The 20,417-nt window shown below is 70.2% G+C and carries 20 protein-coding genes; 5 read left to right on the top strand and 15 right to left on the bottom strand.

Annotated features, from left to right (window positions below):
* Positions 1 to 136: 136 nt before the first annotated feature.
* Positions 137 to 532 carry a hypothetical protein gene (locus ACXJ1Y_RS21280; RefSeq protein WP_463848062.1) on the top strand — a complete coding sequence of 132 codons (396 nt, stop codon included), beginning with the start codon at positions 137 to 139 and terminating at the stop codon, positions 530 to 532.
* Positions 533 to 546: 14 nt separating this feature from the next.
* Here ACXJ1Y_RS21280 and ACXJ1Y_RS21275 read toward each other — a convergent pair whose 3' ends face one another.
* Positions 547 to 750, bottom strand: a complete 204-nt coding sequence (locus ACXJ1Y_RS21275; RefSeq protein ID WP_463848061.1) for a hypothetical protein — start codon at positions 748 to 750, stop codon at positions 547 to 549.
* A 167-nt stretch (positions 751 to 917) separates the two neighbouring features.
* On the opposite strand from ACXJ1Y_RS21275, the gene ACXJ1Y_RS21270 reads away from it, so the two are divergent.
* The gene (locus ACXJ1Y_RS21270) at positions 918 to 1,496 is read left to right on the top strand and encodes a type 1 glutamine amidotransferase domain-containing protein (protein WP_463848060.1); all 579 of its coding nucleotides are present in this window, start codon (positions 918 to 920) and stop codon (positions 1,494 to 1,496) included.
* A 6-nt stretch (positions 1,497 to 1,502) separates the two neighbouring features.
* Here ACXJ1Y_RS21270 and ACXJ1Y_RS21265 read toward each other — a convergent pair whose 3' ends face one another.
* Both ACXJ1Y_RS21265 and ACXJ1Y_RS21260 read right to left on the bottom strand, forming a co-directional pair.
* Positions 1,503 to 3,122 (bottom strand): calcineurin-like phosphoesterase C-terminal domain-containing protein, encoded by a 1,620-nt coding sequence (locus tag ACXJ1Y_RS21265; protein WP_463848059.1) that lies wholly within the window; start codon positions 3,120 to 3,122, stop codon positions 1,503 to 1,505.
* Between the two features lie 127 nt (positions 3,123 to 3,249).
* Positions 3,250 to 4,578 (bottom strand): L,D-transpeptidase family protein, encoded by a 1,329-nt coding sequence (locus tag ACXJ1Y_RS21260; RefSeq protein ID WP_463848058.1) that lies wholly within the window; start codon positions 4,576 to 4,578, stop codon positions 3,250 to 3,252.
* A 411-nt stretch (positions 4,579 to 4,989) separates the two neighbouring features.
* Here ACXJ1Y_RS21260 and rcdA point away from each other — a divergent pair, with 411 nt between their 5' ends.
* On the top strand, positions 4,990 to 5,520 hold the full coding sequence (gene rcdA / locus ACXJ1Y_RS21255; protein ID WP_463848057.1) for a protease adaptor protein RcdA: 531 nt from the start codon (positions 4,990 to 4,992) through the stop codon (positions 5,518 to 5,520).
* 109 nt (positions 5,521 to 5,629) lie between these two features.
* Here rcdA and ACXJ1Y_RS21250 read toward each other — a convergent pair whose 3' ends face one another.
* The 3 genes from ACXJ1Y_RS21250 to ACXJ1Y_RS21240 are packed head-to-tail and all read right to left on the bottom strand — an operon-like array spanning position 5,630 to position 8,408.
* On the bottom strand, positions 5,630 to 6,883 hold the full coding sequence (locus ACXJ1Y_RS21250; protein ID WP_463848056.1) for a cytochrome P450: 1,254 nt from the start codon (positions 6,881 to 6,883) through the stop codon (positions 5,630 to 5,632).
* A gap of 24 nt (positions 6,884 to 6,907) precedes the next feature.
* Positions 6,908 to 8,188 (bottom strand): NAD(P)/FAD-dependent oxidoreductase, encoded by a 1,281-nt coding sequence (locus ACXJ1Y_RS21245; protein ID WP_463848055.1) that lies wholly within the window; start codon positions 8,186 to 8,188, stop codon positions 6,908 to 6,910.
* Between the two features lies 1 nt (position 8,189).
* Positions 8,190 to 8,408 (bottom strand): ferredoxin, encoded by a 219-nt coding sequence (locus ACXJ1Y_RS21240; RefSeq protein WP_342166353.1) that lies wholly within the window; start codon positions 8,406 to 8,408, stop codon positions 8,190 to 8,192.
* 285 nt (positions 8,409 to 8,693) lie between these two features.
* On the opposite strand from ACXJ1Y_RS21240, the gene ACXJ1Y_RS21235 reads away from it, so the two are divergent.
* Positions 8,694 to 9,203, top strand: coding sequence for a hypothetical protein (locus ACXJ1Y_RS21235; RefSeq protein ID WP_463848054.1), 510 nt, complete (start codon positions 8,694 to 8,696; stop codon positions 9,201 to 9,203).
* Positions 9,204 to 9,213: 10 nt separating this feature from the next.
* Here the strand turns inward: ACXJ1Y_RS21235 and ACXJ1Y_RS21230 are convergent, their stop codons facing one another.
* The 6 genes from ACXJ1Y_RS21230 to rpmE all read right to left on the bottom strand — a co-directional run bounded on the left by ACXJ1Y_RS21230 (position 9,214) and on the right by rpmE (position 15,480).
* The gene (locus tag ACXJ1Y_RS21230) at positions 9,214 to 10,653 is read right to left on the bottom strand and encodes a peptidoglycan L,D-endopeptidase MepK (RefSeq protein ID WP_463848053.1); all 1,440 of its coding nucleotides are present in this window, start codon (positions 10,651 to 10,653) and stop codon (positions 9,214 to 9,216) included.
* Positions 10,654 to 10,813: 160 nt separating this feature from the next.
* Entirely contained in the window at positions 10,814 to 12,769 is a 1,956-nt protein-coding gene (locus ACXJ1Y_RS21225) for a L,D-transpeptidase family protein (RefSeq protein WP_463848052.1), read from the bottom strand.
* A 262-nt stretch (positions 12,770 to 13,031) separates the two neighbouring features.
* Complete coding sequence (locus tag ACXJ1Y_RS21220; protein WP_463848051.1) at positions 13,032 to 14,399, bottom strand: ABC1 kinase family protein; 1,368 nt, start codon at positions 14,397 to 14,399, stop codon at positions 13,032 to 13,034.
* An 85-nt stretch (positions 14,400 to 14,484) separates the two neighbouring features.
* Complete coding sequence (locus tag ACXJ1Y_RS21215) at positions 14,485 to 14,871, bottom strand: type II toxin-antitoxin system death-on-curing family toxin (protein WP_463848050.1); 387 nt, start codon at positions 14,869 to 14,871, stop codon at positions 14,485 to 14,487.
* Between the two features lie 21 nt (positions 14,872 to 14,892).
* Positions 14,893 to 15,117 (bottom strand): AbrB/MazE/SpoVT family DNA-binding domain-containing protein, encoded by a 225-nt coding sequence (locus ACXJ1Y_RS21210; RefSeq protein ID WP_243958330.1) that lies wholly within the window; start codon positions 15,115 to 15,117, stop codon positions 14,893 to 14,895.
* A 123-nt stretch (positions 15,118 to 15,240) separates the two neighbouring features.
* Positions 15,241 to 15,480, bottom strand: a complete 240-nt coding sequence (gene rpmE / locus ACXJ1Y_RS21205) for a 50S ribosomal protein L31 (RefSeq protein ID WP_313898773.1) — start codon at positions 15,478 to 15,480, stop codon at positions 15,241 to 15,243.
* A 301-nt stretch (positions 15,481 to 15,781) separates the two neighbouring features.
* Between rpmE and ACXJ1Y_RS21200 the strand changes: the two genes are divergently transcribed.
* Positions 15,782 to 17,641, top strand: a complete 1,860-nt coding sequence (locus ACXJ1Y_RS21200) for an ABC transporter transmembrane domain-containing protein (protein ID WP_463848049.1) — start codon at positions 15,782 to 15,784, stop codon at positions 17,639 to 17,641.
* 8 nt (positions 17,642 to 17,649) lie between these two features.
* On the opposite strand, the gene ACXJ1Y_RS21195 is transcribed toward ACXJ1Y_RS21200, so the two are convergent.
* The 3 genes from ACXJ1Y_RS21195 to ACXJ1Y_RS21185 all read right to left on the bottom strand — a co-directional run bounded on the left by ACXJ1Y_RS21195 (position 17,650) and on the right by ACXJ1Y_RS21185 (position 20,403).
* Positions 17,650 to 18,663, bottom strand: coding sequence for a peptidoglycan -binding protein (locus tag ACXJ1Y_RS21195; RefSeq protein WP_463848048.1), 1,014 nt, complete (start codon positions 18,661 to 18,663; stop codon positions 17,650 to 17,652).
* A complete protein-coding gene (locus tag ACXJ1Y_RS21190) occupies positions 18,663 to 19,652 on the bottom strand; it encodes a flagellar motor protein MotA (protein ID WP_463848047.1) in 990 nt (329 codons plus the stop codon). The genes ACXJ1Y_RS21195 and ACXJ1Y_RS21190 overlap by 1 nt, the downstream gene beginning before the upstream one ends.
* Positions 19,653 to 19,734: 82 nt before the next feature.
* A complete protein-coding gene (locus ACXJ1Y_RS21185; protein WP_463848046.1) occupies positions 19,735 to 20,403 on the bottom strand; it encodes a class II aldolase/adducin family protein in 669 nt (222 codons plus the stop codon).
* Positions 20,404 to 20,417: the final 14 nt, after the last annotated feature.

Raw genomic sequence — 20,417 nt, 5'->3', positions numbered from 1 at the left:
CCGGCCCCTGTGATTTCCCCGCCCGGCGGTGCATATAGAACATAGGGAACAGCCGCTTACGGCTGGCACATCGGCCCGCCTCCGCACCGACGCCGTCGGCCGCAGCGGGCCCATCGAAACGGCTTCCGGGCGGTATATGGCAGGCATCTCGGTCTCGCTGGACGGCGCGAACATCCAGCTCTCGTTCCAGAAGGACGATCAGGCGACGGCAGTGGTGATGGATGCGCGGGCGGCCCGCGCGCTGATGCGCGCCGTCGGCCAGTTGCTCACGGCCATCGACGAATCCGACGAGGGCGACGACCCGGAATCCGCCGACACGCTGGGCGAGGACATCGCCATGCTCGACGTGACCTCGGCGGCCATCGAAGTCGGCACCGACGAAGAGGGACAGGCCGTCGTCGCCTTCCAGGCGGGCGCCCTCCCCCCGTTCCAGCTACGCCTGACGGACGAAGAGGCCCGTCACGTGGCGACGAGCCTCTCCGAAATCCTGGCTGCGCCGAGGGACATCCGCGCCTCGCATGGCGGGCACTGACGTCCCGAATCGGATCACATCCGCGTACCGGGGTCGCTCGGGGTGCCGGGGAACACGTCCGGCTCGGAGCCGGGCCCGCCGGGCTCACCGATTCCGGGATCGTTGACCGGGTAGGGCGTGCGCGGGCCGGTCGGCCCGACATCCGGCTCTTGATCGGGCGGAGGCGGGGGCAGCGGCAGATCGCCGGGGATCGGATCGGGGATGCCTGGATTGGCCATGAACGGTGTCTCCTGAAGCGTCCGGGTTCATAGGGCCAACGGGTCCGGCACGGGCTTGTTCCGGGCGGAAACCCGGCTCGCCGATGGGGCGAACTGCCTCAATCGGTCAGGGAACACGCCAGCGGTGAGGCGGTTGGGCGGGCAACTCCACGATCGGGAGAGCCCCCATGACCGACATCAAGCAAGCCAAGATCCTCATCATCGCCACGGACGGTTTCGAGGAGACCGAACTCACCGTGCCGCAGGCCAAGCTCTCCGAGGCCGGTGCCCACGTCACCATCGCCGCGCCGAAGTCGCGCCAGAGCGAAGGCACCATCCGCAGCTGGGACAAGACCGACTGGGGCAAGGACGTGAAGGTCGATGCCGACATCGAGAGCCTCGATGCCTCCGGCTTCGACGCCCTCGTCCTGCCGGGCGGCCAGATCAACCCCGACAAGCTCCGCCTGGAGCCGAAGGCCCTGGAGATCATCAAGGGCTTCCTGACGAGCGGAAAGGTCGTCGCCGCGATCTGCCACGGCCCGTGGCTGCTGATCGAGGCCGGGGCGGTGAAGGGCCGCGACATGACCTCGTTCCCGTCGATCAAGACCGACGTGATCAACGCGGGCGGCAATTGGCACGACAAGGAGGTCGTGACCGATCAGGGCATCATCACCAGCCGCAACCCCGACGACCTCGACGCCTTCTGCAAGAAGATCATCGAGGAGATCGGCGAGGGCAACCACGGCCAGCGTCAGCTCGCCGCCTGAGGCACCTCATGCGCCACGGGTGATTTCCAGCACCGTGGCGGAACGGAAGGGGCGGCCGTACTCGTCGCTCCCTTCTACGGTGATCCGGTGCGCTCCCGGCGGCAGGTCCGCTGGGAGACGCGCCGTCCAGACATGGCTCGACGGGATCGCCTGGACCCACGATTTCTTGGCCTCGGGATAGCGCGCGAAGAGTTCGGTGACGAACGGGTCCGGCCGGCGGGTGCGGACCATCGGTTCGGCCGGGCCGTTGCCCACCCGCCACGTCACCGACGTCTTCGGGCCGCCGTCGAAGACGTTGACCACCACGATGCTGTCGGCGAGCGCGTCCTGCGGGATCGGCGGGCGCAGGGCCTCCATCGGCCGTAGCGCCCGCACGACTTCCGGGGCGCCGCTCCGGATCTGGCTCTCGAAGGCGATGCGCATCGTGCCGTCCGGCTCGCCCTGCGCCGGGACGTAGCGAGTCGTGTAGGCGGTCCCCCGCACGGAGAGGACGTGGAAGCCGTTCGGCGTCCCGTCGCGGCTGTCGGCCGAGGGGATGCCGGTGCGGGTGTCCGGCCCGCTCCACCACGAACCCGAGACGGCCGTGAGAACGTGGTGGTGCAGCCCCTCCGCGAGGTAATGGTGCTCCGTCGTATGGGTGTGGCCGCAGATGGCCAGCACCTTGCGCCCGCGCAGGATGTCGAGCAGCGCCGCGCGGTCGGCGGTGTTGTTGTGCGGCCCGCTCGGCGTCGCATCCGTGTGCAGCGGGATATGGGTCGCGAGGACGATCAGCGTGTCGGCCGGCACCTCCGCGAGGAGGTTGCGCAGGAGGGCGAGGTTCCGCTCGCCGATCCGCCCCTCATAGGTGTTGGCGCCGACCGGGACCGGCGGCCCGAGCCAGACCACGTTGTCGAGCAGCACGAACAGCGCCCGCCCGTGCTGGAAGGCGAAGGACGGGGCGCCGAAGACGCGCTTCCACGTCTCACGGCTGTAGCGGGCGTCGGGCGCCTGCATGTTGAGATCGTGATTGCCGGGGAGATTGTACCAGGGGATGCCGATGCGCCCGACGATGGCGTTCGACCGCCCGTAGAGGGAAAGGTCGTCGAACAGCACGTCGCCCGTGGTGAGGCCGAAGGCCGCCGGGATGCCCATCGCCCGCGCGACCGCCGTATCGCGGACGTGGTCCAGTTCGCGCCGCGTCTCCGGCTGCGGATCGGTGAAGAGCAGGACGTCGAAATCCTCCGGCTCGTCCTGCTTCGCTAGGGTGAAGTCGATGGAGGTCGGCAGCGGGCCGGTCGGGGCGACGCCCCGGTAGCGCAGGCCGATCTCGTGCGGCGTGCCCTCCGGCTGGTGGACGTAGCTGTGGCGGACGACGTTGTCGGCATCGCGCGGCAGGGCGTAGCCCGGCGGCTTGACGACGAAGACCGCGCCGTCGCCCGGCATCGGCAGCCGGTAGCGCCCCTGGGCGTCGGTGCGCACCACCTCCTGCCCGTTGGAGACGAGGACGTTCGGCAGCGGCGCACGGGCGGCGCCATCGAGGCCGAACACGATGCCGGTGGCTTCCTTCGCCTCGGCTTCGGCGCGTCCGGCGGCGAGCGTCAGGGCGGCGGCGCCGGCGAGGGTCTCGCGACGGGTCAGAGGCGGCATGGGCGGCTCCATTCAGGCCCGGCCGATGCAGCAGATTTCGGCGACCGGCGCATGACAGCGGCGCCCCATACGAGAAAGGCCCGCGCCTGGGGAGACGCGGGCCTTCGGATCGCGGTGAGTGCCGAACTCAGTTGGCGTCTTCGTCGCCCGGCTCGAAGGTCTGCGGCATGGTCGACTCGGCGCTCGCCACCGGGGTCGGGGCGCTGATCGTCGAGGGCACGTTCACGCCGTCACGCTTGTAGATGTCGTCGCGGAACTGCACGACGCCGTCCGGGGTCGCCCAGGCGGTGATGTAGGTCCAGTAGACCGGCACCGGCTGCGTGAGGGTGGCGTCGACGCGCTTGCCGCTCTCAATGGCCTGCTCGACCTGCTCGCGGCCCCAGCCGGGCGTGTCCTTCAGGAGCCACGTGATGTACTCGCGCACGTTCTGCACGCGGACACAGCCCGAGGAGATGAAGCGGAAGTCGTCGCCGAACACGCCCTTGGTGTTCGTGTCGTGCATGAACACGCCGTAGGGGTTCGGGATGTTGATGCGGACGATGCCCATCGAGTTGAAGTCGGCGCCCGAATCCTGCCGGTAGGTGTAGCGGGTGCCCTCGTCGGAGTTCCAGTTCACCGCCTTCGGCGAGACTTCCTGGCCGTTCGACAGGATGCGGATCCGGTTATCCGTGAGGTAGTTCGGATCCTTCTGCATCTTCGGGATCAGGTCCTTCTTCACGATGGAAGCCGGGACCGTCCAGGTCGGGTTGAAATTGATCTGCGTCGCCTTGGTGTTCATGATCGGCGACTGCCGGTCGATTTTGCCGACGCCGGCCGCGTGCAGGGTGACGATGCGGCCGTCCTCGACGGTCTGCACCAAAGCCGCCGGGATGTTTGTGATGACGAAGCGGCGGCCGAGGTCGCCCGAATAGGAGCGCAGGCGCAGCACGTTGGTCTCGAGCTGGCGCAGGCGGATCTCGGCGGGCACGTTCATGGCCTGCTCGGTGGCCGCGCTCATCGCGCCGGTCTGGCTCAGGCCGTGGCGGGCCTGGAAGCGCTTCACGCCGGCCGCGACGTAGGAATCGTACACGCCCGTGTTGGCCGAGGCCGGGTCGAGGTCGCCGGTCACGATCAGGCGCTGGCGCACGGCCGCCACGGCCGGGCCCTTCGAGCCGATGCGCAGGCGCTCGGCGCCCGTCACCGGACGCCAGCCGCCGCGCGAGACGATCTCGCGGTACTTCTCGGCCATCTGCTCGGTGGCGGCGACGGTCTGCGGCGAGAGGATCGGCACCGTCTCGCGCTGGACCTGCATGGCGGCCGGCGCCGCGTAATCCTGCGCCCACTCAGCCTGCGCGTAGCCGGCCTGATCGCGGGCCGGAGCCGCCATCGCCACGCCGACGAGGGCCGTGCTCAGCGCAAGGCCGAGCACGGCCGTGGAGCGGAGGGAGGTGTACCGGTGATGTGCCTGTCTGCGCATGTGTCGCTGGCTCTGGTCCGGATGTCGTTTGGCCCGGGCGGCCTTCGGAGTGGTGGGCCGCACCGTGTCGTGATGGCGTTTAACACTCCCTATCGAAGGGGCCGGAATGTGGCGTCGCCGTGCGCCGCCGCACCTGAGGCGCGGCTTGATCGCCCCTGCGGCCTGCGCGCCACAGTCGATGACGCCCATTCTCACCTGCGGAGGTGGTCCACAGGGATGGCGGCCCGGATCGGCGATCGCTCAAATTTGCGGGCGGAGTCAGCGATCGGCGCTTCTGGCGGTTTAAGGTTAACGGGAGGTAACTTCGCCACGCCTCGTCCGAGGCGCTAGGATTGCCCCGCCACCGCAGAATCCGCTGGGCGATGGTCCGGCCTGGGACAGACGGGGCCGCTCTGCGGCACAGGAGGCAGGATGAACGGGTACGACGTCACGTTTCGGGACAACCGGGAGTGGGTGGAGTTCGGAGCCAGCTACGTTCACTCGGACGCGTTCAAGGCCCTGTTCCGCGACGGGATGGCCCTCGTGGAGGAGACGGCGGGCTATCTCGACGGCGACGGGCGGGACGAATCGCGCCTCGTCTCGCGGGACGCGACCCTGAGCTACGCCGCCGAGAGCATGCGCCTGACGACGCTGCTCATGCAGATCGCCTCCTGGCTGCTGGTGCAGCGCGCCGTGGCCGAGGGCGAGATGACCCCCGCCCAGGCGACGGAGGAGAAGCACCGGGTGAAGCTCGGCGCCACGGAGCCGCCGAAGGCCGAGGCCTTCGCGCTCCTGCCGATGCGCCTGCAGCAGCTGATCCTGCGCACGCGGCGGCTGCACTCGCGCATCCTTCACCTCGACGGGCTGATCACCGAGGACCGGCCGACGCCGCGCCCGGTGGCGAGCCCGGTCGCGGCCCAGCAGGGGCTGCTCCACGCAGTGTTCGGCCGGCGGGAGAACTGACGACCTAGTGCAGCGACGCACTCACTCCGTTCATGCGTCTCTGCCCTAGCTTCTTGTTTGTGCATCAATTTTTCCAGACACGGCTGACGCCTTCGTCTGGATCGATGCACTAGGCCATCCCGTCGATGGCGATGGGCAGGTGCTGCGGCCCGCGCAGGGCCGCACCTGACCGGTAGGGCGGCGGGTCTTCCACGAGGCGCGGGTTCTTGAGCCGCCGGGTCAGGGCGGTCAGCGCCGATTCGGCCTCGAACCGCGCGAGGGGCGCGCCGACGCAATAGTGCAGCGACCCGCCGAAGCCGAGATGGCGGCTTCCGACCCGGTCGGGGTTGAACGTGTCGGGATCGGGGAAGACCGAGGCGTCACGGTTGCCGGCGGCCAGCAGCAGCACGAGGTCCGCGCCCTGAGGGATCGTGACCCCGGCGATGTCGATGGGGCTGAGCGTCGTGCGGGTCCGGAACTGCACCGGGGGCTCGTAGCGCAGCAACTCCTCGATGACGCGGGGCGCCCGCGCCGGGTCGGCCTTTAGCTTCTCGAACTCGTCCGGGTGGCGCAGCAGCGTCAGGAGGCCGTTGGTGATGAGGTTCACCGTGGTCTCGTGCCCGGCCACCAGCATCAGCACCGAGGTGGCGATCAGGTCGTAATCGCCCATCTTCACGCCCTCCGGCGTCGCCTCGTTGGCGAGCCCGGAGAGCATGTCGTCCTTCGGGTGGCGGCGCTTGTCCTTGATGAGGCCCGCCATGTAATCGGCGATGGCGTCGAAGGTCCGGCTGTTCTCCGCGCGGTTCTCGTCGTCGGCGAGGCTGTCGGGCTCCAGGGCCGTGGCGAGTTGCGTCGCCCAGGAGTGGAACTGCGCCTCGTCCTCGCGGGGCACGCCGAACAATTCGCAGATCACCGTCACCGGCAGGGGATAGGCGAGGTCGTCCACCGCGTCGAAGCGGTGCGCGTCGCGCTTGGCGTCCAGCAACTCCTCGACCAGCCGGTCGGAGCGGGCGCGCATCCCCTGCACCCGCTCCCGGGTGAACTGGTGCATCACCGCCGCGCGCAGGGCATCGTGGTCCGGCGGATCGCGGAAGATGAAGGGCCGGTGCTGGTTGGTGATCCGGTCCTTGATCGGCTTGATCAGGTAGTCCTTCACCGGGTTGCCGGTCTTCGGCCGGTCGGCCGGCGGCAGGGTCTCGGAACTCACCCTCGGGTCGCCGAGCAGGCTCGCGATGGCGCCGTGGGTGGAGGCCACCCAGGTGCCGTCCGGCGAGCCGTCGTCCTGATGCGAGACCGGGTTCTGCCGCAGACGGGCATAGATCGGGTACGGATTCGCCCGGTTGGCGAAATCCTTGACTTGGTTGAGGAGTGTGGCGTCGGCCATGGTGTCGGCTCCGTTGCCGGTCTGTCAGGCGAAGCCCGGATCCTGGATCTCGAGGTCGCGCAGGGGACGGTCGGTGGCCGTCTCGGTCGGGGGGAAGGGCGCGGCGGTCGCGACCTTTTCGGCGTAGATCGGCAGCCAGCGGGCGCTGTCGACGGCGACCGCCGCGATGCACCGCCCGGCCCGCCCGTAGACGGCGACGAAGCGGCGCTCGGCCGGATCGCCCTGCACGATGGCGACCGCGTCGGCGCCGTCCGTGAGGCCGGCCGACTTCACCACCATGTTGCCCTGCGTGGACCAGAAGTTCGGCACTGCCGCGTAGGGCGCAGCCGGTTCGAGCCCCGCGAGCAGCCGCCCGGCATACTCGGCCTGCGCGACTGCGTGGCCCCAATGCTCCAGCGCCACCCGCCGCCCGCCATAGAGCGGGTGGGGAAAGCGCGCGACATCCCCCGCCGCCGTGATGGCGTGGTCGGGGCGGCTCTGGTCGTCGAGGACGAAGCCGTGCTCGTCGCAATCGAGTCCGCCCGGATCGGCCGACAGGCCGGAGCCGTCGAGCCATTCGATGTTGCGCACGGCCCCGAGGGCGACCACCACCACGTCGGCCTTGAGATGCTTGCCGTCGGTGAGCCGCACGCCGGTCACGCGGCCGTCCTTGTGTTCGAGATGCTCGACCTCGCTGCCGAAGCGCATCTCGACGCCCGCCTTGCGATGCACCTCGCCGATCATCCCGCCGACGGTGGTGCCGAGCACCCGCGAGAGCGTGGTGGCGGCGGGATCGACGAGGCTGACCTTGAGGTCGAGTTCGCGGCAGACGGCGGCGACCTCGCAGCCGATGAAGCCCGCGCCGATCACGACGACGCGCTTCGGCCGCGCGGCCAGGACCGCCCGGAGCGCGGCGGAATCGTCGCGGGTGCGGATGGTGAAGACGTTGGCGAGCCGCGCCTCGTCCTCGTGGACCCAGGGCCGCGCCCGCGTGCCGGTGGCGATGAGCAGGCGGTCGTAGGGAAGGCTGTCGCCGTCCGTGAGGTGGACGATCCGCGCCTCCCGGTCGAGGGCGCGCGCGCCGACGCCGAGGCGCCACGTCACGTCGTCCGTCAGGTCCGAGGGCAAGCGGCTCGCATCCGCCGGCAGGTGCCCGAGCAGGACATGCTTGGACAGGGGCGGCCGGTCGTAGGGGCGGTGCGGCTCGTCGCCGACGAGGGTGAGGGCACCGCGATAGCCGGCCGCGCGCAGGGCCTCGGCGCCGCGCAGGCCCGCGAGCCCAGCCCCGACCACGACGATACGCTCCGGCGAAGGAAGGTCGGCCATGTCAGGATTGGCTGTCTTCGACGCGGATGGCCTGGACCGGGCAGGCCAAGCGGGCGCGCTCGATGTCGAGGCGATCGGCCGCCGAGGGCGCCGGATCGTAGAACAGTGCCTCCCGCCCATCGATGCGGAAATGTCGCGGTGCCGCGTAGCAGCACTGCGCGTAAGCTTGGCAGAGGTTGAGATCGACGCTGACCCGCAGGGGGGCCGCATCACGGGTCATGTCGGATGGCATCGGCTCGCAAACCGCTCCGGCGGGGCTGAGTTCCGTCGAAGGTCTTCGCGCCGCATCGAAAAACCGAACATCCGGTTTGGGCGTTCGCGTTTGCGCCGAAACAGCTCAATAATCCTGCGAGATCGGAATTAACTCACTTTCGTGTTCGATAGCGATTTGAGTTGTAGAAGTTTGCCGCTCATTGCGGCGCGCCATATCTCGAATCGTGCGGTTGCTGTATAGTCCTTGGCAATCCTGCACCGCCTTCGCGGCAGCATCTTTCGGGAGGTCCCCATGCCGCACGGCGTGCGCAGCAGCCTCATCGCCGCCCTTCTCTGCACCGGTTTCGCGGCCCATGCGGCCGGCGGCTCGACATGGACCGATCCGCCTGCCCGCCAGCCGGAGGCGGCCAAACCCGGCCCCGAGGCCGCCAAGCCGGAGACGCCGGCCGCCGTCTCGGCGCCCGTGCGGAAGGAGGCGCGGGTGAAGCGCCGGACGGCCGAGGCGCCCCGCCGGGTCGCCGTGCGGCCCCGTCGCGTCCGGGTCGCGCGCGAGGCGCCGCCCCCGCCGCGCATGGTCCACGCGCGAGCCCCCCGGATCGTGGCGATGGAGCCGCGGCGCCGCTACGTCTACCGCACCTACAGCGAGGCGGGCTTCCTGCCCTCCTACGACGACCAGCGCCTCGACCGGCTGAGCTCGGCGGTGGGGTCGGGCTACCTCGTGATGCGCAGGCGCGCCGTGGAATACCCGGACGGGCGGGTGATCCGCTATTACCGTCCGGTCGAGGATGACGGGATGGAGTGAGGCGCGCGCCTCACTGCGACGTCCGAAGCTTCACCGCCGCAGGGCCGGTGAAGCGGTCTCCGAGCAGGGCGCCGTCCGGCACCTCCCGCGCGAAGCGGGTCGTGACGCGGGAGGGTCCGTCCACCGGCAGGGCCGGGGCGACGGCCTGGGGCTTCGCGGTGGCCACGCGCACCGGCACGTTGCGGCTCGCCGGAGCGGCCACCGGCCCCATCGCGACCGCCTCGAACAGCGAACGTAGCTGCGCCTTCGAATCCGCATTCGGCCCCACGAGGGTCGCGTGCGGCATCGGTGCGGGCGCGGCGGGGATGGCCGCGCGGAGCGGCAACGCCATTCCGCCGTCGAGGGCGGCGAGCTGCACCGGGCGCGGCGGCGGAAGCGGCATGGTGATCGCGGCGGCGGCGATGATGGTCGCCTCGCTCGGGCGACGCGGCGGCAGCGGCGCCACGACGGAGGGCAGATCGGGTTCGGCGGCCGGGGCGGCGGCGCGCTCGGCGGTCAGCATCGATTTCGCGTCGGCCTGCGGCGCGGCGGCGGGCGCCGCATAGGCCAGGGCCGCCTTCGCCCCGCTCGTGTCCTCGGCATCGGCGCTGGCGACGGCGACGATTGGCGGCGCCTTGCCCCGGCGCGCGGCGACGGCGGGCGCGGGCGGCGCGACCGGCTCCGGCTTCGAGCCGCCGAACAGGCCGGCGAGGAAGCTCATCAAGCTCGGCCCGTCCTCCTCCTCGCCACCGGCCAACTGGGTGGTGATGCCGGCGACCGTGCCGCCGCGCGCCAGGATCTCGGCCTTCGCCTCCTCGTAGCGGGCCATCGGGTGGCCGTCGGCGGGCAGGTGGACGGTCTTCCCGTCCGGGAACAGGCGGGCCAACTGGTCGTGCGTCATGCGCGGCCAGGAGCGCACCGAGCCGACATCCATGTGGATGAACGGCGTGTTGGCGCGGGGATACCAGCCCACGCCCCCGCGCGACATCATGAAGCCGACCTCGCGGATCCGGTCGATCGTCACGTCGGGCAGGTAGAAGTCCATCGCCTTGCCGAGCATGTGCTGGCTGTACTCGGCCACCGACTTCGAGCGCCGCCGGAGCATGGCGTTGGTGCCGGGGGAGCGATAGGCCGAGACGATGTTGATCGGCTGGCCGGAGCCGACCTGCCGGTAGGCCTCCCACACCGTATCGAACAGGCGTGGGTCCATCTTGGTGGGCTCGTTGACCCGCCAGTCGCGCAGCAGCCAGTTCAACTGGTCGAGGGCGGCGCGGTCGTAGCGGCCGTCACGCTTGAAGGTGACGGTCAGGCTCTCTTGCGTGTGCGTGTGGTAGATCGAGAGGGTGCGGGTGTCGCCGTTGGCGACCGCGTTCTCCGTCTCCACCGTGCCCACGACCATCGCCGCCAGGACGCCCGATGCGGCGACGACCCACCGGCGGATCGATCGGGTGGAGACGCGACTGGTCGGCACGGCACTCTCCTCCCGGAGCCCGCCCGAGGCGGGACGATCCGTGGCCGTGCCTGGAGTGACTCCGCGCGGCCAACACGGCCGAACGGCTAAGCCTGGACCATGGCAAAATCGTGCCCGGCCGTGCGGGTGCGCACGCCTCGCTGGGGAGAAAGGCCCGCGCCTACCAGAACGAGCGCGAGACCGGCGCGGGCGCGGGGGTCCAGAGCCCCGGCTCGCCGTATTCCGGTCGCCCGCCGCGACCGGCCCGGGGCGAATCGAAGGCGTCCATCTCCGGCTGCGCGTAGCGGCGCGGATGCGGGCGGGCATGGGTCGCGTGTCGCGTCGGCGCCGCCTGACGGGCGCTGCCCTCCGCGACCTTGCGGGCCGGCTCCTTCGCCAGCTTCGCCATGGCCGGGCCGCCGCCGCCCGGCAGGCCGAGGGCGGCGCGCATCGGCGCGTCGTAGCCGTAGAGGTCGGGCGCCCGGCGCAGGGAGCCGAGGTCGTCCACCCAGGTGGTGAAGTAGGCGAGATGGACCGGCAGCTTCTGCGGCAGGCGGATCGTCCGCTCGCCCTTACCGATCAGCTTCTTCAGGCGCTCCTCGGTCCAGTCCGGCAGCACCGTGTCGGCGAAGCGGAACGGGTCGTCCACCCGCACGCAGCCATGGCTGAACGCCCGCGTCGAGGCCGAGAACAGCGAGCGGTTCGGGGTGTCGTGCAGGTACACCGCGTGCTGGTTGGGGAACATGAACTTGATGAAGCCGAGGGCATTCTTCTCACCCGGCGGCTGGCGCAGGGAGATGTGGCCGCCCCGGCGGACGATCTCGTATCCGCCCCAGGTCTTGCCGCCGTAGCTCGCGAGCTTGGGCGCCATCGTCTTCAGGATGGACGGCGGCACGTACCAGGACGGGTTGACGACGGCGTACTCCATCATCCCCGAGAAGGTCGGCGTGGGCGATTCCGCCTTGCCGACGATCACGCGGGTCTCGTCGCGGAGCTTGCTGTCCCGGAAGATGCGCAGGCGGTATTCCGGCACGTTCACCAGCACGTAATCCGGCCCGAGGGTCGGGGGCAGCCAACGCCAGCGCTCCATGTTCACGAGCAATTCGGCCTCGTCGCCGGACTTCGTCGGACGGCCGAGATTGGCGAGCGCCAGCAGCGTGCGCTTGTTCAGCACGCCATCCCCCGGCAGACCGCGCTCCCGCTGGAACCGCGTCACGGCGTCCGCCACGGACGCATCGTAGAGGTCGCCCTCGCCCGGCCGGCTCTCCAGGCCGAAATGATTCCGCAGGGCGGGCACGCGCGGATCGCGCATCCCCGTCTTGAGGGTCGGGCCCGACGGCAGGGTCAGCGGCTTCGCCTCCGGCACCTTCGGGCCGCGCAGGCCCGCGAGCTGAGCCTTTAGGGCGCGATAGCCCTCGGTGGCGGGGTTGTAGGCGGCAAGCGTGTCGCCGGCCTGTGTCCCCGCCTCGGCGAGCTTGGTCAGCACCGCGTCGGCGGTGGGCAGGTCGAGGGTCGGGGTGATGAGCCGCGAGATCGAGGACGGGTTGATCCGCCCGCCCCGCGCATCCCGCGCATAGAGCACCGCCGCCGCCGAGAGGCGCAGGTCGGCATCGGCGACAGCCTTGTCGTCGGGCTTGTCGGCGAGATTTGGCACGGGATAGGCGCGTGGATCGAGCCCATCCTCGTCGGCCGCGCCGAGGCGCGCGGCGATGGCCTTGGCGGCCGGCGTCCAGGCCCCGTCCGCGATCCAGACGGGCTTGTCGGCGCGGGCATCGTAGAAGGTCTTGATCGCCGCGCGCTCCTTCGCACCCAGCCGGGTGAGGAGCGGCGCGGACTCGTTCAGCCGCGCGAAGACGGCTGCCGGAAGCGGCTCGGTCGGCTCGGCGGGGGCGGTGGCCGTGGGGGCCGGCGCGGGGGCGCTGTCCGGTGCGGGCTCCGGCGGCTTGTAATCGGAGACGGGGTTGGCGTCCTTGCCCTCGTCGCCCTTGGGTTCGGGGGTGGCGGCAATGGAGGGCTTGGCCGCCGCATCGACGGAGGTGGGGCTCGGCTCGGGCGAGGCGGCACGGACCGGTCCGCCGGCCATCAGACCGGCGAGAAGGGCAGCCAGCGCGGCCTGGTTGGAGCGCGAGACGCGCATCGGATTCTCCACCGGCGGCCGAACTGCCGCAACCCAACGGGTAGCTGTATCCCCTTAAGCCAAGCTTTAAGCAACGCCGCTTGCGCGGGAAGCGCCCAACCGGAGGTTGTCAGGGGCCGGTCGCGAACCGGTATCCGATGGTTTCTGCTCCCGGAATGCGGCGAAGATCGGGGTCGCGATGCCGGCAACTGCAGTGAATGCTGTCGCCGGCTCGGGTATACTATTCCTGCGGCGGCGTGCGATGGCGCACGCCGGCCCCGCCTCAGACCGGGCGGGCGAGCCCGGCCGCGTCTAGGGCCTTCCCCTGACGCACGGTGAGGGCGTCCGTGGAGAAGTGCTCGATCTCCGCCTCGAACAACTGGTGGTAATTCAGCTCGGAGCGCAGGTGCAGGAACACCGCGCCGAGGCCGACCGCAGCCCGGTCCATGAAGACGAATTCCTGCGGCACCGTCACCGGCCCGCGCTCCTTCAGGGCCTGATGCACCTCGAAGGCCTGCCGCCGTCCGTATTCGCCGGGCTTCACCCCGTCGGCGACGGTGCGGACCCGGTCCTCCAGCAGCGGCCCGTAGATGAACCGCGCCCAGATGTTGAGGATCTCGATCTTCTCCCGGTCGAGATCGCGGAAACCCCAGACCTCGTAGGCGTGGACGACCCGCGACTCGTCGTTCTCCAGCAGGCCGCGATAGAGATCGACCACGCCGCCGACGAAGCGCGGGTGGAAGATGCGGACGCAGCCGTAATCGAGCAGGTTGATGCCCGCCGGCTCGCCGCCGTCGCGGAAGATCGTGTAATTGCCGAGGTGCGGATCACCATGGATCACCGCCGCGCGGCTGAACGGGTGCCACCACGCCTTGAACATCGCCTGGGCAATGCGGTTGCGGATCTCCACCGACCCTTCGGTGAAGCCGAGGATCTTCTCACCGTCGAGCCAGCCGAGACTCAGGAGGCGACCGGTGGAGAGTTCCGGGAACACCTCCGGCACGCGCACGGCGTCGATGTCGCGCAGCACGGCGCCGTAGAGCTTCGCGTGCTTGGCCTCGCGCTCGTAATCCAGTTCCTCGCGCACCCGTTCGCCGATCTCCTTGGCGATCTCGCGGGTGTCGAGCCAGGAATTCATCCGGCGGTGCAGGGCGAAGGCGACTTCGAGCTGCTTGAGGTCGGCTTCCACGGCCGATTGCATGTCCGGGTACTGAAGCTTGCAGGCGAGTTGCTGGCCGTCCTTGGTGGTGGCGCGGTGGACCTGCCCCAGCGAGGCGGCGGCGGCGGGCTTCAGGTCGAAGCTGCCGAAGCGGTTCGACCAGTCGGGCCCGAGTTCGGCCTGCATCCGGCGCTTCACGAAGGCCGCGCCCATGGGTGGCGCGTCGGCCTGGAGCTTCTGCAACTCGGACGCGTATTCCGGCGGAAGCAGATCCGGCACGGTGGCGAGAAGCTGCGCCACCTTCATGATCGGCCCCTTCAGGCCGCCCAGGGCCTCCGCGAGGGCGGCGGCGTTGGTGGTGCCTTCCTTCCCGAACAGGCGCGACATGGCCATGCGCGCGGCAACGCCGCCAACATTGGCGCCGACGCTGGCATAGCGCCCGGCGCGGGCGGTGAAGCGGTTGGCTTCGCGGTCTCTGTAGGGGCTCGGCATCGGCTCGACATCTCGACTGCGTTTGACAACGAGATAAGCCTCGCTCCCACCCACAGGAAGGCACCGGGACGCCGTAACGCGGGCGCTAGTCTTTCGGCCAGTTGTCCCGGATCCAGCGCGTGAGGCCGGCTTCGTCGATCTCGCCTGAAGCGAGGCCGCGAATCATCACCACGGCTTGCGCTTCGTCGGCCTCGAACTCGAGTTTGTTGAGTCCGAGGAACGTGACGAGGGCGAGCAGAGAAGCGCGCTTATTCCCGTCCACGAAGGGATGATTCTTGGCGATGTCGAACGCGTAGGCCGCTGCCAACTCGGCGAGATCGGGCTCACCATAGGCCGCCCGGTTGACCGGACGGCCGAGGGCGGATTCGAGTGCTCCTTCATCTCGCAGGCCGGTCGGCCCGCCGAACAGACGAAGCTGCCGGGCGTGGATGGCTTGAACAAGTTCACTTGTCAGCCAGACGATTCCACTCATCGTCGTCGTTCGCGAGTTGGCCTACTTGGCGAGTTCGGAGAGGGCGTTGCGGTACGTCTTCATCGCCTTCTCGGCGATCTCCATGCCTTTCTCGAAAGTTGGGTCATAGGGCGACAGCCGCACCGAACCATCCGCGTTCTCGGTCACGTGCAGCCAATCCCCCTGCGACAGGTTCAGCCGGCTCACGAATTCCTTCGGCAGGATCAGGCCCGTCGAGTTGCCGATCTTCTTCACCTCGATCTTCATGGCATCCTCCACGATCCACGTTCAACTAACGTATAACGCCCCTGTGGACATTCTGTCACCAACGAAAACGGGCGGCCCCGAAGGACCGCCCGCCTGACTATCGAAACTGAGTCGCGGGGCGCCTTAGCGGCGCGCGCCGAGGTTGCCGAAGCGCGAGGTGAAGCGCGAGACGCGGCCACCGCGGTCGAGCATCTTCTGCTCGCCGCCGGTCCAGGCCGGGTGCGTCAGCGGGTCGATGTCGAGGTTGAGCGTGTCGCCCTCGGCGCCCCAGGTGGAGCGGGTCTGGTAGACTGTGCCGTCCGTCATCGCCACCTTGATGAAGTGGTAATCCGGGTGCTCCGTCGGCGCCGACGAGCGCTTCACCTTCTCGACGCTCTTCCCCGGAGCAATCGCCGGGGCCTTGTTCACCGGTGCCTTCGCCATGACTCGTGATCCCTATTGTTCTCGCAGCCGGCGGGAGGCACGAAGGGCGCCGCCCGACCCGGTTGCCACTTTAAAACGGGTCTACGCTGTTGCGTCGAACGGGGCGTTCATGGCAACCGCGCGTCGGAAGCCGACCGGGTGACGGCCCGCGGCCATTGAACACACGCAATCGGATAAGGGGCGGCGTATACCCCAGCCGTCCCGCCGGAACAAGCGTCGGGGGAGTGAACGATGAGGCGTGATGGCCCGCAAAGGTAGAGCCGCCGCAGGCACCGCCGGTCCCGCGCGGCCGAAGGCACCGATCAAGGCGCTGCGCCCGCTCATTCCCTTCGCCCTGCGCTACCGGGCCCGCATCGCGCTCGGCATCGTGGCGCTGGTCTGCGCCTCGGGCTCGACCCTCGTCGTGCCCATCGCCATGCGGCGGGTGATCGATCACGGCTTCACCGAGGACGGCAGCGGCGTCATCGACGCCTATTTCCTCGCCCTGCTCGGCGTGGTGCTGTGCTTCGCCCTGTCGAGCGCGGCGCGGGTCTACACCGTCGTCAGCCTCGGCGAGCGCGTGGTGGCGGACCTTCGCTCGGCGGTCTTCGCCCGGCTGACGATCCTCGACCCCGCCTTCTTCGACAAGGCGCAATCCGGCGAGATCGTCTCCCGGCTCACCGCCGACGCCACGCAGATCAAGGCGGCCTTCGGCGTCTCGATCTCGATCCTGCTGCGCAACCTGTTCCTGTTCGTCGGCGCCATCACGATGATGGTGATCACCAGCCCGAGCCTGTCCGTGCTGGTGCTCGCGGCGATCCCGGTGATCGTGTTCCCGCTCATCTTCTCCGGGCGCGGGGTGCGGCGGCGCTCGCGGGCGGCGCAGGACCGCCTCGCGGAGGCCTCGGCCTACGCGGCCGAAGCGGTCGGCGCGGTGCGGACCATGCAGGCCTTCGGCCGCTCGGCCGAGACGGCGGCGCGCTTCCGCGCCGCATCGGAAGAGGCCTACGGCGCCGCGCAGGCCTCGATCCGGGCGCGGGCCATCCTGACCGGCGTCGCGATCTTCCTCATCTCGGCCTCCGTGGTCGGGGTGATGTGGTACGGCGCGCAGGGCGTGCTGGCCCACACGATCACCGGCGGCCAGCTCTCGCAATTCGTGCTCTACGCGGTGTTCGGCGCCGGGGCACTGGGCCAGCTCTCCGAGGTCTACGGCGACCTCGCCATGTCGGCCGGCGCCGCCGAGCGGCTCACCGAGATCCTCTCCGCCGAGCCGGCGGTGAAGGCCCCCGTACCCGCCCTGCCCCTGCCGGAGCCGGCGCGCGGCGGGGTGGAGTTCGACGCGGTGCGCTTCTCCTATCCGACGCGGCCGGACCATCTCGCCCTCGACAGGCTGAGCTTCACGGCGGCGCCCGGCGAGCGGATCGCCCTGGTTGGCCCCTCGGGGGCGGGCAAGTCGACGGTGCTGCAACTGCTCCTGCGCTTCTACGATCCGCAGGGCGGGCAAGTCCGCGTCGATGGGATCGACATCGCGACGGTCGATCCGGAGGCCCTGCGCGCCCGCATCGCCCTGGTGCCGCAGGACCCGGTGGTGTTCTCGGGCACCGTCGCGGAGAACATCCGCTACGGCCGCGCCGCCGCGACGGACGCGGAGGTGCGCCGGGCGGCGGACCTCGCCAACGCCCACGCCTTCGTCGAGGCCCTGCCGCAGGGCTACGACACCCAGGTGGGCGAGCGCGGCGTGACCCTCTCCGGCGGGCAGCGGCAGCGCATCGCCATCGCCCGCGCGATCCTGAAGGACGCGCCGATCCTGCTCCTCGACGAGGCGACCTCGGCGCTCGACGCCGAGTCCGAGCGCGCGGTGCAGGCGGCGCTGGGCACGTTGATGCGCGGGCGCACGACCATCGTGATCGCCCACCGCCTCGCGACGATCCGCGCGGCCGACCGCATCCTCGTCATCGATGACGGGCGGATCGTGGAATCGGGGACGCACGAGAGCCTGCTCGCCTACGGCGCGCTCTACGCGCAGCTGGCGAGCCTGCAATTCACCGATGCCCTCGACGAGACGGCGCGGGGTCGGGAATCGGGCCGGAACCGCACGGTGCCGAGCGAGACGGCGCAGTAGCGCGCCGCCTACCGCTCGGTCAGCTTCAGTTCGATCCGGCGGTTGCGGGCATAGGCTTCGTCCGTCGTCCCCTGGTCGAGGGGCTGGAACTCGCCGAAGGCCCCTGCCAGCAGGTTCTGCGGCGGGATGCCCTTGCTGGCGAGGTACTGCACCACCGCGATGGCGCGGGCCGCCGACAGCGCCCAGTTCGACGGGAATTGCGAGGTCGCGATGGGCCGGGCATCCGTGTGCCCATCGACGCGCAGGACCCAGGGCAGGTCCGCCGGGATCTGCTTGGCGAGGTCGGCGATGGCGGCGGCGATCCGGTCGAGTTCCGGCGCGGCCTCGGGCTTCAGCGTCGCCGAGCCGCCGGGGAACAGCACCTCCGATTGCAGGACGAAGCGGTCGCCCACCACGCGGATGTCGGCTCGGCTACCCAGGATCTGCCGCAGGCGGCCGAAGAAGTCGGAGCGGTAGCGGGCGAGTTCCTGAACCTTCTGCGCCAGCGCCACGTTCAGGCGGCTGCCGAGTTCGGCGATGCGCGCCTGGCTCTCCCGGTCGCGGTTCTCGGAGGCGGCAAGGGCATCCTCCAGCGCCGCGAGTTGGCGGCGCATCGCGGCGATCTGCTCGTTGAGGAGATCGACCTGCGTCAGGGCCCGCTTGGTGGCGCCGCGCTCGGCTTCCAGTTGCTTGTCGAGAGTGCCGGCCGCGCCCTGGCTGACCGTGGCAGCCTCGGCCTGGGTCTTGGCCTGATCGCGCTCGGCCTGCACGGCGGCGAGCGTCGAGCGCAGGTCGCGCATCTCCGCCTCGTCGCCCTGCTTCTTCGAGCGTTCGAGGGCCAAGAGGTCGGTGAGGTCCGCAAGCTGGCGGTTCAGGCGGGCGAGCGTCGCGTCGCGCCCTGTCAGTTCCTGCGAGAGGAAGAACTGCCCGACCACGAAGACGGTCAGCAGGAAGACCACCGACAGCAGCAGCGTCGCCAGGGCGTCGACATAGCCCGGCCAGACGTTGAGGCTGCGCCGGCTACGGGCGGCGGTGGACGCCATCAGACGCGCTCCCGGCCGAGCCGGTCGAGCACCTGCTTCAGTTCACGCTCGCGGCTCGCCTGGGCCTCCACCCAGTCGCGGATCATCTGCTGCTCGGCCCGCATGTGCTGGACGAGGCCCTGGATGCCCTCGGCGAGGTTCGTCATGGCGAGCGTCGTCGCGCGGTTGCCGCCGCTGTCGGCGATGATGGCCGAGAGGTGATCCACCGCCTCCTTCAACTCCCGCGTCGAGGGGCCGGCCTGGGCGGGTGCCGGGGCGGCGGCGGTGAGGGTCGGCTCGGTGGCGACGCCGACGGCCATCAGCCAATCCTGCAATTCGTTGTGGAAACGTGCATGGGCCTGCCCCGCCTGCAACTCCAGGAACCCGGTGATCAGGGACGAGGCGAGGCCGAACAGCGAGGCGGAGAAGGCGAGGCCGATGCCGGAGAGCGGCACGGCGAGTCCGGATTTCAGTTCATCGAACATCACGCCGGCATCGCCGCCGCCGCGCATGCCCTTGATGACGCCGCCCACCGCCGAGAGCGTGTCGATGAGGCCCCAGAAGGTGCCGAGGAGGCCGAGCAGGATGAGGATGCCGGCGATGTAGCGCAGCATCTCGCGCCCCTCGTCGAGGCGGGCTGCGATGGTGTCGAGCACCATCCCCGTGCCGGGCACGGGATTGCCGCCGGTGCGGGCGGCGATGGCGCGGGAGAGCGGCTTGAGCAGGAGCGCGGGCTTGCGCGCGGTCTCCCCCGCCGCCGCCGCGTTGACGAAGGCGACCTCACGCGAGAGCCGCATCACCTGCCCGAAGGCGATGATCACCGCGATGAGCAGCACGCCGAGGATCAGGCCGTTCAGCCCGGGATTGGCGAGAAAGGCCGGCGTGATCTGCTTGAACAGAATGAAGGCGAGAAATCCGACGAGGGCGAGGAAGATCACCATCCGCGCCAGGTAGATTCCGGGCTTAGAGAGCGGCCTGTACTGGGTTTCGCGGGTATCGCGCGCAGCCATCGGTCGATCTTGCTCAGGGAGTAAAAGTGCCGGTCGCGGATTGCCGGGTTCGTGGGCACTCTGGCGACATGCCGATGCCCAATCAAGTCGCGCTCTTTGCCCCGGTGCCCGCATTCAACCCGTAGCCCCGGAAGCGTTCGACCGTCTCGGTGATCTCCGCGTCCGACAGAACCTGCGGCGCCCCGACCTGAAGGGCCACCGCGTATTGCTGGCACAGGGTCTCGAGTTCCTGCGCCAGCCACAGGGCGCGGCGGAGATCGGAGCCGGCGGCGATCATGCCGTGGTTGGCCAGCAGGCAGCAGGAGCGGCCCTCCAGCGCCTCCAGGGCGAGCCGCGACAGGGCCTCGGTGCCGTAGGGAGCGTAGGGGGCGCAGCGCACGTCCGGCCCGCCGAAGGCCGCGATCATGTAATGCACCGCCGGAATCGCCTTCCCGCACAGGGCGAAGGCGGTGGAATAGATCGGGTGCGCATGCACCACGGCGCCGACCTCCGGCCGCGCGGCGAGGATGTCGCGGTGGAAGCGCCATTCCGAGGACGGCTTCATGCCCTCCGGGTAGCTCCCGTCGAGCCCCATCGGCACGATGCCCTCCGGGGTGAGGTCGGCGGTCGGCACGCCGGAGGGGGTGATGAGCAGCCCCCCGCCGAAGCGGCACGAGACGTTGCCCGACGTGCCCCGGTTGAGCCCCATCGCGTCGAGGTCCCGCGCGGCCGCGACCACGCCCTCCCGTGCCTGCCGCTCCTGCGCGTCCATTCCGATCCTCCGGT

The organism is Methylobacterium sp. TK26 (genome assembly GCF_055361565.1).
This window is presented reverse-complemented; position numbering and strand designations above follow the sequence as displayed.